Below are 14,682 nucleotides of genomic sequence, written 5' to 3'. Positions count from 1 at the left end.
TTCCACGTTCGAAACGAAATCCACTCGGAAGCGTCCGCCGCACACCGGGCGCAGAGCATCAGCGACGAGGCGCGGACCGAGGTCCGAGCCGCCGATGCCGACGCTGACGATGTCGGAGACGTTGGTCTTCTCCAGCGCGGCCACCAGCTCGCCCATCTGGGCGCGCACCTGGGCGGCGGTGGCAAAGGCTTCGCCGGCCACCGGCGCGCCGCTGGCGTCGCCCCGCAGCGCGGTGTGCAGCGCGGCCCGGCCTTCGGTGACGTTGACGGTCTCACCGCGGAACAGGCGCTGGAAGGCGCCGGCGACATCGCGCTCGGCGGCCAGCTGCAGCAGCGCATCCAACGCCGCGCGGTCGAGCTTCTGCCGCGCGAAGTTGGCATACAACGGACCGACCCGCAGCCCCAGCGATTGTGCGCGGCCCGGTTCGGCGGCGATCAGTGCGGGGATGCTCGCGCCACGCAGGCGCTGGGCATGGGAGTGGAGCGGGTCGAATCCGTTGTTCTGTGTCATGCGGCCTGGGTCGGGATGCTGTCGTTGGTGTGGGAAATCTGGTTGTTGCCGTCCACATATACCAACTTCGGGCGGAAGCTGTCAGCTTCTTCTTCGCTCATGGTGGCGAAGGCGGCAATGATGATGATGTCGCCGACCTGCACGTGGCGCGCGGCGCCGCCGTTGAGCGAGACCACGCCGCTGCCCGCTTCGGCGCGGATGGCATAGGTCGAGAAGCGCGCACCGTTGGTGACGTCCCAGATGTGCACCTGCTCGAACTCACGGATGCCGGTAGCCAGCAGCAGGTTGTCATCGATGGCGATGGACCCTTCGTAGTTCAGCTCCGAATGGGTCACGGTGGCGCGGTGGATCTTGGTCTTGAGCAGGGAAAGGTGCATGGCACGGGACGACGTAAAGGAAAGGGAAATTCTATCACCCGGGGACCCGGCGGCAGGTGCTGCTCCTGGACCGCTGCCAGCGGTTCAGGCAGGTGACGGGTCGGGGGCGCCTTCCTCTGGAATGCGTCGCGTCGCGTGGCACGCATCGTCGGTAGAGGCGGTCGCGAGACGGCTGCTGTGAACCCATCAACGCCCGGTAACGCATTGAACTTGGCGAAACGAGGCGCCGGCCAACGGCCGGCGCTACCGCTTTTCCCATGGCCACGACACACTGTCAAAGGCGGGTCGGGGCCGGTTTGCGGGGGCATGAGCCGCATGGATGCGGCGACTGAGCTTACATGGACGTACTTGCAGCGTCCCCCGCAAACCGGCATCGTCCCGCCAAATCAGAGGAACCGCTGGCCACCCGCTGTTCGCCAGAATGCATGAAGCAGCCGGGCAAAGCCCGGCTCTACGGCACGAAACGCGACCCGCGGTCGCCTCAGAACTCGAGGTTGTCGATCAGGCGGGTGGTGCCGATGCGTGCGGCGATCAGGGCGACGCGGTTGCCGTCTTCGCTGTCTGCCGGCTCGGACAGGTCCGGCTTGCGCACCACGGCGTAGTCGACCTGGAAGCCGGCGGCCTGCAGGGCGGCGGCGGCATCGGCTTCGATCAGGCTGCGGCTCTTGCCGGCGATGAAGCCTTCGCGCATGCCCAGCAGCACCTGGTGGATGGTGGTCGAGACCTCGCGCTGCTCGCCGTTGAGGTACTGGTTGCGCGAGCTCATGGCCAGGCCGTCGGTCTCGCGCACGATGTCGCCGCCCACGATCTGGATCGGGAAGGCCAGGTCTTCCACCATCTGGCGGATCACCGCCAGCTGCTGGTAGTCCTTCTTGCCGAAGGCGGCCACGTCCGGCTGGACCTGGTTGAACAGCCGCGAGACCACGGTGCATACGCCGTCGAAATGGCCCGGGCGATGCGCGCCTTCGAGCAAGCCGCTGATGCCGGGCACGTTGACGCTGGCGGCCAGCGCCACGCCGAACGGGTACATCGATTCGACCGTGGGCAGCCACAGCACGTCACAGCCGGCCTGCTCCAACCCGGAGGTGTCGGCCTCGGGCGTGCGCGGGTAACGGGTGAAGTCTTCGTTGGGGCCGAACTGGGTCGGATTGACGAACACGCTGGAGACCACGCGGTCGGCGTACTGGCGGGCCAGCGTGACCAGCGAGTAGTGGCCGGCGTGCAGGTTGCCCATGGTGGGAACCAGCGCAACGCGCAGGCCCTCGCGCTTCCAGCCGTTGACGACGGCGCGCAGGCGGGACAGTTCGGTGACGGTATCGATCATGAGGCGTAGGCGTGTTCTGCGTCGGGGAAGGAGCCGTCGCGCACCGCGTCGGCGTAGGCACGGACGGCGCCGGCAACCGACCCGCCTTCGGCAAGGAAATCCTTGACGAACTTGGGACGGCGGTGGCCGCTGTCCAGGCCGAGGAAATCGTGCAGCACCAGCACCTGGCCATCGCAGCCCGGGCCGGCGCCGATGCCGATGGTCGGCACGGCCACGTCGGCGGTGACCTGGGTGGCCACCGGGGTCGGCACGCACTCGAGCACGATCAGGGTGGCGCCGGCGGCGACGGCGGCCTTGGCGTCGTCACGCAGCTGCTGGGCGGCGTCGCCGCGCCCCTGCACCCGGTAACCGCCCAGGCGCAGTACCGACTGCGGGGTCAGGCCTAGGTGCGAGCAGACCGGAATCTCGCGCTCCACCAGGTAGCGGATGATGTCGAGCTTGAAGCCGGCGCCTTCGATCTTGACCATCTCCGCGCCGGCCTGCAGCAGGCGCAGCGAGGCGTCCAGCGCGCGCTCGGGGGTTGCGTCGGCGCCAAATGGAAGGTCGGCCACCAGCAGCGCCCGCTGCAGCACGCGGGCCACGGCGCGGGTGTGATAGACCATGTCGTCGGTAGTCACCGGCAGCGTCGAATCATGCCCCTGCACCACCATGCCCAGCGAATCGCCGATCAGGATCAGGTCGACGCCATTGGCATCGAACGCACGCGCGAAGCCGGCGTCGTAGGCGGTCAGCATGACCAGCTTCAGCCCGTTGCGCTTGGCCTCGGCCAGTGCCGGGACGGTCCAGGGCTTGCTGTCTGCGTGGGTACTCATGAGCTGATAACCGGTGGCGATAAGCCCCGCATTATCCTCCTATTGGCGCGATCCCGCAGGCCTCGATACGCATCGCAGCGTCCCGCACGCGGCCCTGCCCCGGAATCATCGCCTCGGGGGCGATCTCGGCCAGCGGCAGCAGTGCGAACGCGCGCTCGTGCAGATAGGGGTGCGGCACCTTCAGCTGCGGCAGGTCGATGACCGCCTCGCCGTACAGCAGCAGGTCCAGATCCAGCGTGCGCGGGCCCCAATGCACGGCGGCATCACGGACCCGGCCGAAGTCGCGCTCGATGCCAAGCAGCGCCTCGAGCAGCGCCGGCGCGTCCAGCCCGGTCTCCAGCAGCGCGGCGGCATTGACGAACGCCGGCTGATCCTCGTTGCCCCAGGCCGGCGTGCTGTACAGCTGCGAGCGCGCCCGCAGCGTGGTGTGCGGCAGGGCGTCCATCGCGGCGAACGCGGCGCGCAGGGTCTGCGCGGCCTCGCCCAGGTTGGCGCCCAGTCCGATACAGGCCAGGGTCACGACTTACTCGCCTGCGGCGCCACCGGGACGACGACGGCGGCGACGGCGCTTGCGCGGTGCCCCGTTCTCGTCCAGCTCACCGTCCACCTGTGCCGCATCCAGGGTCGAGTCCAGCTCGGCGCCGGACTGCAGCTGGGCCTCGCGCCAGAACTCCACATCGGCCTGGTGCTCGCTGGACGCGACCTGGCGCAGGACCAGGAAGTCATAGGCGGCACGGAAGCGCGGGTGGGTCAGCGTGCGGATGACGCGCTTGCGCTGGCGCGAGCTGAAGCGGCCCTGCAGCAGCCAGATTTCCTGCATCGGCAGCGAGAACCGGCGCGGCAGCGCGATGGTGGTCAGCTGGTGCAGGGTCACCCGGTCGGCGGCCCGGCGCTGCGCTTCTTCCAGCGCCACGCCCTGCTTCTGCAGGGTGGCCAGCGCGCGGCAGAACGCCGGCCACAGCAGCAGCGCGAACAGGAACGAGGGCGACACCGGCTCGTCGTTGGCCACGCGCAGGTCGGTGTTGTGCAACCCTTCGATCACCATGCGGCGCAGGGCGCCACTGCGGTTGCTGCGCAGCGCGGCGGCACTCTCGGGGAACATCACATCGAGCAGGCCGTAGCGTTCCAGGCCTTCGAAGCTGGCCACGCCGTGACCGGACAGGAACAGCTTGAGGACTTCTTCGAACAGGCGTGCGGGCGCGGCATCGGCCAGCAGGCCGGCCAGGCGCGGCAGCGGCTCGGCGCTGGCCTCGTCGATCTGGAAGCCGAGCTTGGCGGCCAGGCGCACCGCGCGCAGCATGCGCACCGGATCTTCCTGGTAGCGCTTTTCCGGGTCGCCGATGAGCTTCATCAGGCGCGCCTGCACGTCTTCGAAACCGCCGGTGTAGTCACGCACCGAGAAGTCCTCGATGGCGTAGTACAGCGCGTTGCAGGTGAAGTCGCGGCGGACCGCGTCGTCTTCGATGGTGCCGTACACGTTGTCGCGCACCAGCATGCCGTTGTCCATCTCGCGGTCGCCGCTGCCGTCATCGACGTTGGCGCGGAAGGTGGCCACTTCGATGATCTCGCGGCCGAACACTACGTGCGCGAGGCGGAACCGGCGCCCGATCAGGCGGCAGTTGCGGAACAGCGACTTGACCTGTTCCGGCGTGGCGTCGGTGGCCACGTCGAAATCCTTGGGGTTGCCGCCGACCAGCAGGTCGCGCACGGCGCCGCCGACCAGATAGCCGGAGAAACCCGAGTCGCGCAGCCGGTACAGCACGCGCAGGGCGTTGGGGCTGATGTCCTTGCGGGAGATGGTGTGCTGGTCGCGGGGGATCACGCGCAGGCTGAACGGTGATGTAGCGGAGGAATTGATGTTGGCGCTTCCGGTTGAAGTTTCGGGATTGCCCAATGGCATCGAGGTCCATATACTAGCGCGCTGCGCAGTTCGCGACAAAGCCTGCTCCCTTCGTCTAGAGGTTAGGACGTGGCCCTCTCAAGGCTAAAACAGGGGTTCGAGTCCCCTAGGGAGCACCAGTCGCGGCGCAGACCCAACAAAAACCCCGCTCTGGCGGGGTTTTTTGTTGGCCGGCCTCAGCCCTCCATCTGCTCCAGCTCCCTGCCCTTGGTCTCGTGCACATAGCGCAGCACGAAGAAGATCGAGGCCACCGCCGCCACCGTATAGATGCCGTAGGCGCCGGCCAGGCCGATGCTGCCCAGCAGGATCGGGAAGGTCACCGTGATGGCGAAATTGGACATCCACTGCGCCGCACCGGCCACCGCCAGGCCCGAGCCGCGGATCTGGTTGGGGAACATCTCGCCCAGCATCACCCACATCACCGGGCCCCAGGACATGTTGAAGAAGATCACGTAGACGTTGGCCGCCACCAGCGCCAGCATGCCCATGCGATCGCTCAGCTGCAGCTTCCCGGCCGCGTCCAGCGAGCCACTGGCAAAGGCGATGGTCACCAGCGCCAGCGACACCGCCATGCCCACCGAACCCACCCACAGCAGCGGTTTGCGCCCGATGCGGTCGATCAGCACCACGGTGACCAGGCAGGCGCCGATGCTCAGCGCGCCGGACAGCACATTGATCAGCAGGGCGTCGTTCTCGGAGAAGCCCACCGCCTGCCACAGCACCGCGCCGTAATAGAAGACCACATTGATGCCGACCAGCTGCTGGAACATCGCCAGCCCGATCCCGACCCAGACGATCGGGCGCAGCTTGCCGGTGACCTTGCTGATCAGGTCGGAGAACCGCGGCCGGTGCTGGTCCTGGGCCAGCGAGCCTTCGATCTCACCGACCTTCGCCTGCGCCTCGGCGGGCCCGTACAGCCGGGTCAGCACCGCCAGCGCCTGCTCCCGGCGCCCCTTCACCACCAGGTAGCGCGGGCTTTCCGGAATGCCCAGCAACAGCACCAGGAACAGGGCCGACGGAATGGCCTGCATCCAGAACATCCAGCGCCACGCGGCCTGGCCCAGCCACAGCACCTCGGTGGAGGCCCCGGCGGCGCGGGCCAGCAGGTAGTTGCTCAGGAAGGCGCAGAACAGGCCGCTGATGATGGCGATCTGCTGCACCGTGGCCAGCCGCCCGCGATAGCGCGCCGAGGCCACTTCGGCGATATACGCCGGCGACATCACGCTGGCCGCGCCGACCGCGAAGCCGCCGACCACCCGGGCGATGACGAACGCGAGCGAGCTGTGCGCCGACCCTGCCCCCAGCGCGGAGAGCAGGAACATCAAGGCGGCGATGATCAGCACCCCGCGCCGGCCGAGCCGGTCACCGAGCCAGCCGGCGGCGAACGCGCCGACCGCACAGCCCAGCAGCATGGAGGCCACCTCGAAGCCGATCCCGGCCGCGCTGGACTGGAAGGTCTGCTTGAGACCGTCGACGGTGCCGTTGATGACGCCACTGTCGAAGCCGAACAGGAAGCCGCCGATGGTGGCGACGCAGCTGATCAGCACAATGAAGGACGTGTTCTCGCCGCGGGCGGCGTTGGCTGCAAGTGTGGTGGACATGAAGGGTCCTGGCAGGAGTGGGACAGCGACGGCTCAGCGCAGCGGGTGCTCGTTCAGCAGGTTCTCACACGTCCACGCCCGCGCACAAAGGCCTGCGGGGCCTGACCTGCCTGCATCCGGGACCCCTGGCTGTCTACCGGTGGGCACGGGCATCTAACCGCACCGACCGGCTCCGGCGCATCGTGCACTGCGACAAAGGCGCAACTGTTCTAGAATTGTCCGGCTTACTGTCGGATCCAGATCCAGCCATGCCCTTTGTCGTCACCGAAAACTGCATCAAGTGCAAACACACCGATTGCGTGGAAGTGTGCCCCGTGGACTGCTTCCACGAAGGCCCGAACTTCCTGGTGATCGACCCGGATGAGTGCATCGACTGCACCCTGTGCGAGCCCGAGTGCCCGGTCAACGCCATCTTCCCCGAAGACGACGTGCCCGCCGGCCAGGAAAAATTCGCCGCGCTCAACGCCGAGCTGGCCAAGGCCTGGCCGGTCCTGACCGTGCGCAAGGACCCGCCCGAGGACGCCGGCGAATGGGACGGCAAGCCGGACAAGCTCCAGTACCTGGAGCGGTGAAACGAAAAAAGGCGCCGATGGCGCCTTTTTTGTTTGTGGGATGCGGACAAGAGCCGGAGCAGCGTTTCATTTTTCCGTGCTGGGGCGCCCGGCAGGCAGCCCCGCTCCGGGACACGCCGTGAACCCATCCTTGGGGGCTGCTAGAAAACATCCATGTTTTCTAGCGTCCCTCCGGGGGCTACCCGCCGGCCACCCCCGATAGATGGTCGCGGGCGGATGGGAACGGCAGACACGCATGGCGTGTCCCTACGGGGCGGGTACGCCGAATGGGCCTGGGCCGGTAGCGTCGGCTCCCAAACGACGGCACGGAACGCCACCACGGCCGGTAACGCATGAAAATGATCAGCACCGCCGTTGATCTCCCGTGACCACCGACACACCGTCGAAGGGTCGGCGGGGGTGGGTTTGAGGGGGCATGAGCCGCATGGATGCGGCGACTGAGCTTACATGGGTGAAGACGCACTGCTTGCGAGGCACTGCCTCGCGTGCGACTGAACGCACAGCCGCTGGCGGCTGGGCCGGGCCGCGGAGCGGGACTTGCAGCGTCCCCCACAAACCCGCACCCGCCGGCCCAGCTCGGACCATGCGCGGGCCCGCAGCTGTTCGCCTAAACGCAAAAAGCTGCCGGGCAAAGCCCGGCAGCCTCATTGAGTCTGCAATCGCAACCGCATGTACCGACCAACGGTCGGTACCTACCGCGTTGTTTCGCAGGTCCCGCCTTGTTACTGCGCCAGCTTGGCCTTCAGCTCACCGAGGAGCTTGGTCGGGGCTGCACCGGTGGCCGGCAGGCCACGCGGGTCGACGGCCGAGATGTAGACACCGGCTTCGACCGGGACCACGCGGACCAGGAAGTCGCTGCCTTCGAAGGCCACGTCGTAGGAGCCCAGCAGCTGGGCCTTGCTGGCGATCTTGAGGCCTTCAACCGACTCCAGCGCCGTGCCCACTTTCGCGAACACGTCTTCCTTGCTGCCCGGCACCGTGAAGCCGGCATTGTTGGCGGCGGCTGCCGTGGACGGGGCCGGCTTGGCCGCCTGCGAGGCCAGCACCGGCACCTGGGCGGCCGGGTTGTTGCCCGGGGTGTTCAGGTCCGGCGGGACTTCCAGCGGACGCATCTCCGGGGCCAGCGCGTAATCGCCGCGGGCACCGCGCTTGAAGCAACCGGTGGTGCCCACCAGGGTGGCGGTAGCCAGGATCGCGAACGACAGCACGCGGATGGCGGAAACGGATTGACGCATGTGAATCTCCTGGGTCAGGCCACTGACATCAGTGGCTGGAAAGTGCTTCAAGCGCACCGATATCGGTGGCCAGGTGGTCGGCGGCAGCGTGGTGCGCCTCCGACAAGGACAGCAGTGGCAGGCGCAGACCGTGCCCGATGCCGATACGGTGCAGCAGCGCCTTTACCGGAATCGGGTTGGATTCGACCCCGCAGAAATCATGGAACGGCTCGAGACGGGCGTCCCAGGCCTCCGTGGCCGTGTGGTCGCCCGCGGCAGCCAGGTCGCACATCCGACGGTAGGCGCCCGGCAGTGCGTTCGAGCCGACCGAGATCAGCCCGTCCACCCCGGACAGGATCGAACGGGCGGCCGTGCCGTCGTCGCCGCTGAGAATCGCGAAGCCCGGCGAACGCAGCGCCAGCAGCGCCTGGACCCGGCCCACGTCGCCGACCGCTTCCTTGATCCCGACGATGTTCGGGTGCGCGGCCAGCTCCGCCACCGTTTCCGGCAGCATGTCGCAGCCGGTACGGCCCGGCACGTTGTACAGGATCACCGGCAGCCCACCCTGGTCGGCCACCGCGCGGAAGTGCGCGATCAGCCCGGCCTGGGTCGGGCGCACGTACGGCGGCGTCACCACCAGCGCATGCGTCGCGCCGCTGGCGGCCGCCCGGCGGGTCTGCTCGATCGTCTTGGCGGTGCCGGACAGCCCGGTGCCGGCCAGGACCGGCACGCGCCCGGCCACCGTTTTGACCGCGCTGCGCAGCAGCTGGTCGTATTCGTCATCGGACAGGGTCGCGGCCTCGCCGGTCGAGCCGGCGACCACCACCCCGTGAACGCCACCCTCCAGTTGCAGGTGCAGCAGGCGCTGCCAACCGTCGGGATCCAATGCGCCATTGGCCTGGAAAGGCGTGGCCAGCGCGGTGATGAGACCGGAAAGGGACAAGGAAACGATGCTCGGAAGAAAGGGGGACGACGGCCACGTAAACGGCGGCCGGACGTACGTTGCATGTTACTTGCGGGTCGAAAGCGCGGGCAAGTATGCTGGACTCCGGTGAACGTGCCGTCGCCGGCGCCGTTCAGACTCATCCCGCATTACCGGAACCACCTTGACCGACACCACGCCGCGGCCTGCGCCGACCGAAAACCATCTCCTGATCAACGCCTACACGACGCATCCGGAGTCCCCCCTGCTGCCCGTCACCCGGCGCATCGCCGACAGCGGCTGCAACCTGGTCGATGCCCGCCTGGCCACCGTGGGCCGCGATGTCTCGGTGACCGCCCTGGCCACCGGCTCGTGGGACTCGGTGGCCAAGCTGGAAGCCATGCTGACCCGCCTGGAGCGCGAGGAAGGCCTGAAGCTGGTCTGGTACCGCACCGGCGCCAAACAGGCCCAGTCCAACCTGCTGCCCTACATCGTGGAAGTGATTGCCGCCGACAAGCCGGGCATCCTGTTCCAGCTGGCCGACTTCTTCGACCGCCAGGGCATCACCATCGAAAACCTGCAGAGCACCCGCTACCGCGCCATGCAGACCGGTGCGGAGATGTTCTCCGCGCAGGTGACCATCGGCGTGCCGGCCAACATGCACATCGCCGCCCTGCGCGACGATTTCCTCGAATTCTGCGACCACCTCAACCTGGACGCGATCATGGACCCGATGAAGTTCTGACGGCTTCGCGCGTTCATCACGAACGCGCGGTGTTTCATGCAGTTGTAAGACGCTTCACTCAGGCTCCGAAGCAAGGACCTCATGAACAACGGCGATACCCTGGACAGCACCACCCTCGCCCTCCCGCTGGCCTTGTCCGGCGGCGAACACACCACCCTCGGCGATCTCGCCGGCCAATGGCTGGTGCTGTATTTCTACCCCAAGGACAGCACCCCGGGCTGCACCACCGAGGGCATCGACTTCAACGCCCTGCTGCCGACGTTCAAGCGCGCCGGCGCGCAGGTGTTCGGCGTTTCCCGCGACTCGGTCAAGTCCCACGACAACTTCTGTGCCAAACAGGGCTTTGCCTTCCCGCTGATCAGCGACGGCGACGAGGCCCTGTGCAATGCGTTCGACGTGATCAAGCTGAAGAACATGTACGGCAAGCAGGTGCGTGGCATCGAGCGCAGCACCTTCCTCATTTCTCCCGACAGTCGTATCGTGCAGTCGTGGCGCAAGGTGAAAGTGGCCGGCCACGCAGAATCCGTCCTTGAAGCCCTGAAGGCCGCGAAAACCCAGTGATCAATGTGCACCCCACAATGGCCATCACCCTGCCCCGCAGGTCGTGATGGCTTGTCCCTGTTCTGCCACCAGGAAATGACGATGACCCGAGGCAAGCGCATCTACGTTCTGGATACCAACGTGCTGATGCACGATCCAACCGCGCTGTTCAAGTTCGAGGAGCATGATGTCTACCTGCCGATGCAGGTGATCGAAGAGCTGGACAATGGCAAGAAGGGCACCACCGAGGCGAGCCGCAATGCGCGCCAGGTGAGCCGCTTCCTCAATGAACTGGTGCAGGCCTCCGGCCTGGACAACCTGGCCGACGGCATTCCGCTGCAGCGGCCGAACGGGCTGCAGCTGCGCGGCAAGCAGAGCGTGGGCCTGCTGCGCTTCCAGACCAGTCATTTCGAAGCGGGCAAGAGTTTCGGCGCGGTGATTCCGGACAACGCCATCCTCGGTGCGATCCTGGCGCTGAAGGAACAGATCCCGGAAATTCCGGTGGTGTTCGTGTCCAAGGACATCAACCTGCGGATCAAGGCGGCCATCGCCGGCATCGTCTCCGAAGACTACGAAAACGACCGCGCGCTGGACGATTTCAGCCTGCTCTACACCGGCGCGACCGAACTGCCGGAAGACTTCTGGAAGAAGCACAGCGACAGCCTGCGCAGCTGGAGCGACAAGGGCCGCACCAGCTACGAGATCCTCGCCAGCGATGACGAGAGCTGGCACCCCAACCAGTACGCCTACCTGCCCGGCGACGATGAGGTCGAACTGCGCGTGGCCAAGGTCGACAACGACAAGGTCACCCTGTCGCTGGTCAACGACTTCCGCCACGGCAGCCATGCGGTCTGGGGCATCAGCGCGCGCAACCGCGAGCAGAACTTCGCGCTCAACGCGTTGATGGACCCGGAGATCGACTTCGTCACCCTGCTCGGTACCGCCGGCACCGGCAAGACACTGCTGGCGCTCGCCGCCGGCCTGGCCCAGACCATGGACCAGCAGCGCTACCGCGAGATCATCATGACCCGCGCCACGGTCAGCGTGGGCGAGGACATCGGCTTCCTGCCCGGCACCGAAGAAGAAAAGATGACGCCGTGGATGGGCGCGCTCACCGACAACCTGGAAGTGCTCACCCACACCCAGGAAGGCGGCGCTTGGGGGCGTGCGGCGACCAACGACCTGATTGCCAGCCGGATCAAGATCCGTTCGCTGAACTTCATGCGCGGGCGCACCTTCCTGTCGCGTTACCTGATCCTGGACGAGGCGCAGAACCTCACCCCGAAGCAGATGAAGACCCTGATCACCCGTGCCGGCCCCGGCACCAAGATCGTGTGCCTGGGCAACGTGGAGCAGATCGACACGCCGTACCTGACCGAAACCACCTCGGGCCTGACCTACGCGGTGGACCGCTTCAAGAACTGGCCGCACAGCGCGCATGTCACGCTTCGCCGTGGCGAGCGTTCGCGCCTGGCCGACTACGCCTCGGAGGTGTTGTGAACCGTTTCCTTCCCCGTGCCGTGCTGCCGCTGGCGCTCGCCGCGCTGGCGGCGGCCTGCACGCCCGCCAACACGCGGCCCGGCGCCAGCGTGCCGACTGCCGTGAAAGCCGGCCAGTCCTGGGTGGTGACCCGTCCGGTCATCGCCTCCCAGGTGCTGGACACCTGCTCCCGCCCCAGCCCCGGCCAGCCGCCGGGGCGGGTCACCGGCTACTGGGCGCCCAGCCGCCAGCAGATCGAACAACTGGAAGCGCAGCTGCCCACGCTGGAAGCGCAGGTGCCGGGCGCCACCGACTTCGACCGCCAGTACGTCGGTGTCGAGCTGGACGGCCGACAACTGATCTACCTCAACGCGTTCCGGCTGCCCGACCAGAGCGAGACCGATCCGGCGCGCGAAGCGATCCGCGTCTGCGATGGCGGCCGCCAGTTCTGGGGCGCGCTGTTCGATCCGGCCAGCAACCAGTTCTCCGAAGTGGAATTCAACGGCGGGTAGCGCCCGGCTCTGCCCGGCCGCACAATCGCGGCATGAGCCCGTCCACGCCCGTCTCCGCCCTCACCATCGCCGGTTCCGATTCCGGCGGCGGTGCCGGCATCCAGGCCGACCTGAAAGCCTTCGCCGCGCATCGCGTGCACGGGCTGTCGGCGATTGCCGCCCTCACCGCGCAGAACACCCGCGGCGTCACCGCCGTGCATGTGCCCCCGCTGGACTTCCTGCAGGCGCAAATCGACGCCTGCTTCGCCGACTTCGACATCCATGCCGTGAAGCTTGGCATGCTCGCCAACGCCGAGGTGATCGCGCTGGTGGCCGACGCGCTGGAAAAATACCGCCCTACCCATGTGGTACTGGATCCGGTGATGGTCGCCACCAGCGGCGCCCGGCTGCTGGAAGACAGCGCGCTGCACGCGCTGCGCACGCGCCTGCTGCCGCTGGCCACGCTGCTCACGCCCAACACTCCCGAAGCCGAACTGCTGCTGGGGCGGCGCATCCAGAATGCCGACGACGCCGAAGACGCCGCCGCCGCGCTGCTCGACCTGGGCGCGGGCGCGGTGCTGCTCAAGGGCGGCCACATGGCCGAAGGGACGCGGGTGATCGACCGCTACTTCGATGGCGTCAGCAGCGAAGAATTCATCCACGCGCGCTTGCCGGTGGACGCACACGGCACCGGCTGCACGTTGGCCTCGGCAATTGCCGCGCAGCTGTGCTGCGGGTTGTCGCTGCCCAACGCCTGCGAGGCGGCGATCGACTACGTCGCGCGCGGCCTGCAGAGCGGTTATGCGCCCGGCCGCAGCGAGGTGCTGGTGCTCGACCACTTCGGCGCGGCGTGGTCGGCATGACGCGCGCCCTGGCGATACCCGTCGAGACCGAGGATGGCCATCGCTTCGAACTGATCGCACGCGTGCCGGCGCAACCGCGCGCGCACCTGCTGTGGCTGCCGGCCCTGGGCGTGTCCGCGCGCAACTACCAGCCCTTCGCCGATGCATTGGCCGCGCGCGGCATTGCCGTGTTCCTGCACGAATGGCGCGGTAATGGCAGCAGCAGCCTGCGCCCGTCGCGGCAGCAGGACTGGGGCTACCGCGAGATCCTCGAATGCGACCTGCCCGCCAGCCTGCGTGCGCTGCGCCTGCATGGCAACGCGCCGCTGATCATCGGCGGGCACAGCCTGGGCGGCCAGCTGGCCTGCGTGTTCGCCGGCCTGCACCCGGGGGTGTTCGCACGCTTCTGGCTGGTGGCCACCGGCACGCCGTATTGGCGCGCCTTCCCCGCCCCGCGCGGCTGGGCCCTGCCGCTGTTCTACCGCTTCCTGCCGTGGCTGGCGCGGCGCCAGGGCGTGCTGCATGGACGCCGGCTGGGCTTCGGCGGTACCGAGGCACGTGGACTGATCCGCGACTGGGCGAAGGTGGGCCTGAACAACCACTACGCGGCCATCGGCATGGCCCAGGACCTGGAAGGCGGCATGCGCAGGCTGCAGGGCCACGCCAGCGCCGTGGTCATGGCGGAGGATTGGTTCGCCCCCACCGGCTCCATGCAGGGGCTGCTGGCCAAGCTGCCGCAGGTGGACGCCACACTGTCGGTGCTGACGGCATCGGCACTTGGAGCGCGGGCCGATCACTTCGCCTGGATGAAGTCGCCGGAGGCCGTGGCGAAGGCGCTTTTTCATTCATTTGAATGAAGTTCTTCACAAAGGCGTTGACGGATGCGGCGTCGATCCGCATAATTCCGCTCCTGTTGACGCGCCCGTAGCTCAGTTGGATAGAGTACCTGGCTACGAACCAGGCGGTCGGGAGTTCGAATCTCTCCGGGCGCACCATCAACAGGCCAGCAGTTTCGCCGCTGCCGGTAGTCGTAGAACAACGTGATGTAAATGCGCCCGTAGCTCAGTTGGATAGAGTACCTGGCTACGAACCAGGCGGTCGGGAGTTCGAATCTCTCCGGGCGCACCATTACATCGCGTAAAGCCACGCCAGCGTGGCTGAAGAAACATGCAGTACCAGACAATGCAAGCGCGCCCGTAGCTCAGTTGGATAGAGTACCTGGCTACGAACCAGGCGGTCGGGAGTTCGAATCTCTCCGGGCGCACCATTGCATCGATGAGAAAAAAGGCAGCCATGGGCTGCCTTTTTTGTTTCTGATGTTGCCCGAAGGTGTAGAGCCACCCCATGGGTGGC

Annotated in this window: 15 protein-coding genes, 4 tRNA genes and 1 pseudogene; 11 read left to right on the top strand and 9 right to left on the bottom strand. The window is 67.3% G+C overall.

All coding sequences use genetic code 11. The features are described from left to right. From ACREPD_RS19030 to pcnB, 6 genes and pseudogenes are all read right to left on the bottom strand, one after another. A pseudogene (locus ACREPD_RS19030) lies at positions 1-510 on the bottom strand (glucose-6-phosphate isomerase); the annotation flags it as partial. Next, on the bottom strand, positions 507-887 hold the full coding sequence (panD, locus tag ACREPD_RS19025) for an aspartate 1-decarboxylase (protein ID WP_431600759.1): 381 nt from the start codon (positions 885-887) through the stop codon (positions 507-509). The gene panD and the pseudogene ACREPD_RS19030, both read right to left, overlap by 4 nt. A 481-nt stretch (positions 888-1,368) precedes the next feature. Then, positions 1,369-2,211, bottom strand: a complete 843-nt coding sequence (panC, locus tag ACREPD_RS19020) for a pantoate--beta-alanine ligase (RefSeq protein ID WP_431600758.1) — start codon at positions 2,209-2,211, stop codon at positions 1,369-1,371. After that, positions 2,208-3,023, bottom strand: coding sequence for a 3-methyl-2-oxobutanoate hydroxymethyltransferase (gene panB / locus ACREPD_RS19015; RefSeq protein ID WP_431600757.1), 816 nt, complete (start codon positions 3,021-3,023; stop codon positions 2,208-2,210). Before panB ends, panC begins: the two co-directional genes overlap by 4 nt. Positions 3,024-3,054: 31 nt before the next feature. After that, on the bottom strand, positions 3,055-3,543 hold the full coding sequence (gene folK / locus ACREPD_RS19010; protein ID WP_431600756.1) for a 2-amino-4-hydroxy-6-hydroxymethyldihydropteridine diphosphokinase: 489 nt from the start codon (positions 3,541-3,543) through the stop codon (positions 3,055-3,057). A gap of 3 nt (positions 3,544-3,546) precedes the next feature. Beyond that, positions 3,547-4,917, bottom strand: coding sequence for a polynucleotide adenylyltransferase PcnB (pcnB, locus tag ACREPD_RS19005; RefSeq protein ID WP_431600760.1), 1,371 nt, complete (start codon positions 4,915-4,917; stop codon positions 3,547-3,549). A 50-nt stretch (positions 4,918-4,967) separates the two neighbouring features. Here pcnB and ACREPD_RS19000 point away from each other — a divergent pair. Further along, positions 4,968-5,042 (top strand) — tRNA-Glu (locus tag ACREPD_RS19000). Between the two features lie 57 nt (positions 5,043-5,099). Here ACREPD_RS19000 and ACREPD_RS18995 read toward each other — a convergent pair. Next, the gene (locus ACREPD_RS18995; RefSeq protein ID WP_431600755.1) at positions 5,100-6,524 is read right to left on the bottom strand and encodes a sugar porter family MFS transporter; all 1,425 of its coding nucleotides are present in this window, start codon (positions 6,522-6,524) and stop codon (positions 5,100-5,102) included. A 248-nt stretch (positions 6,525-6,772) separates the two neighbouring features. On the opposite strand from ACREPD_RS18995, the gene fdxA reads away from it, so the two are divergent. Further along, positions 6,773-7,096, top strand: coding sequence for a ferredoxin FdxA (gene fdxA, locus ACREPD_RS18990; RefSeq protein WP_431600754.1), 324 nt, complete (start codon positions 6,773-6,775; stop codon positions 7,094-7,096). A 722-nt stretch (positions 7,097-7,818) separates the two neighbouring features. Here fdxA and ACREPD_RS18985 read toward each other — a convergent pair. Both ACREPD_RS18985 and dapA read right to left on the bottom strand, forming a co-directional pair. Beyond that, positions 7,819-8,331: a hypothetical protein gene (locus tag ACREPD_RS18985; RefSeq protein WP_431600753.1), complete on the bottom strand. Its 513-nt coding sequence runs from the start codon at positions 8,329-8,331 to the stop codon at positions 7,819-7,821. 28 nt (positions 8,332-8,359) lie between these two features. Further along, entirely contained in the window at positions 8,360-9,253 is an 894-nt protein-coding gene (dapA, locus tag ACREPD_RS18980; protein ID WP_431600752.1) for a 4-hydroxy-tetrahydrodipicolinate synthase, read from the bottom strand. A gap of 163 nt (positions 9,254-9,416) precedes the next feature. Between dapA and ACREPD_RS18975 the strand changes: the two genes are divergently transcribed. The 9 genes from ACREPD_RS18975 (at position 9,417) to ACREPD_RS18935 (ending at position 14,596) form a co-directional block, all read left to right on the top strand. Further along, a complete protein-coding gene (locus ACREPD_RS18975) occupies positions 9,417-9,977 on the top strand; it encodes a glycine cleavage system protein R (RefSeq protein WP_019183297.1) in 561 nt (186 codons plus the stop codon). Between the two features lie 81 nt (positions 9,978-10,058). Then, positions 10,059-10,538: a peroxiredoxin gene (locus ACREPD_RS18970; protein ID WP_431600751.1), complete on the top strand. Its 480-nt coding sequence runs from the start codon at positions 10,059-10,061 to the stop codon at positions 10,536-10,538. An 81-nt stretch (positions 10,539-10,619) separates the two neighbouring features. After that, entirely contained in the window at positions 10,620-12,017 is a 1,398-nt protein-coding gene (locus tag ACREPD_RS18965; protein WP_431600750.1) for a PhoH family protein, read from the top strand. Beyond that, positions 12,014-12,508, top strand: a complete 495-nt coding sequence (locus ACREPD_RS18960) for a hypothetical protein (RefSeq protein ID WP_431600749.1) — start codon at positions 12,014-12,016, stop codon at positions 12,506-12,508. Before ACREPD_RS18965 ends, ACREPD_RS18960 begins: the two co-directional genes overlap by 4 nt. Before the next feature lie 32 nt (positions 12,509-12,540). Next, a complete protein-coding gene (thiD, locus tag ACREPD_RS18955) occupies positions 12,541-13,350 on the top strand; it encodes a bifunctional hydroxymethylpyrimidine kinase/phosphomethylpyrimidine kinase (RefSeq protein WP_431600748.1) in 810 nt (269 codons plus the stop codon). After that, positions 13,347-14,186 carry an alpha/beta hydrolase family protein gene (locus tag ACREPD_RS18950; protein WP_431600747.1) on the top strand — a complete coding sequence of 280 codons (840 nt, stop codon included), beginning with the start codon at positions 13,347-13,349 and terminating at the stop codon, positions 14,184-14,186. Before thiD ends, ACREPD_RS18950 begins: the two co-directional genes overlap by 4 nt. A 61-nt stretch (positions 14,187-14,247) precedes the next feature. Further along, a tRNA-Arg gene (locus ACREPD_RS18945) sits at positions 14,248-14,324 on the top strand. 56 nt (positions 14,325-14,380) lie between these two features. Beyond that, positions 14,381-14,457: transfer RNA gene (locus ACREPD_RS18940), tRNA-Arg, on the top strand. 62 nt (positions 14,458-14,519) lie between these two features. Further along, positions 14,520-14,596: transfer RNA gene (locus ACREPD_RS18935), tRNA-Arg, on the top strand. The last annotated feature ends 86 nt before the right edge of the window (positions 14,597-14,682 follow it).

Origin of the sequence: Stenotrophomonas sp., assembly GCF_050737075.1 — a bacterium.
In the GTDB taxonomy this organism is placed as follows: domain Bacteria; phylum Pseudomonadota; class Gammaproteobacteria; order Xanthomonadales; family Xanthomonadaceae; genus Stenotrophomonas.
The sequence above is the reverse complement of the archived record's forward strand: the minus strand, read 5'-3'. Positions and strand labels throughout refer to the sequence as shown.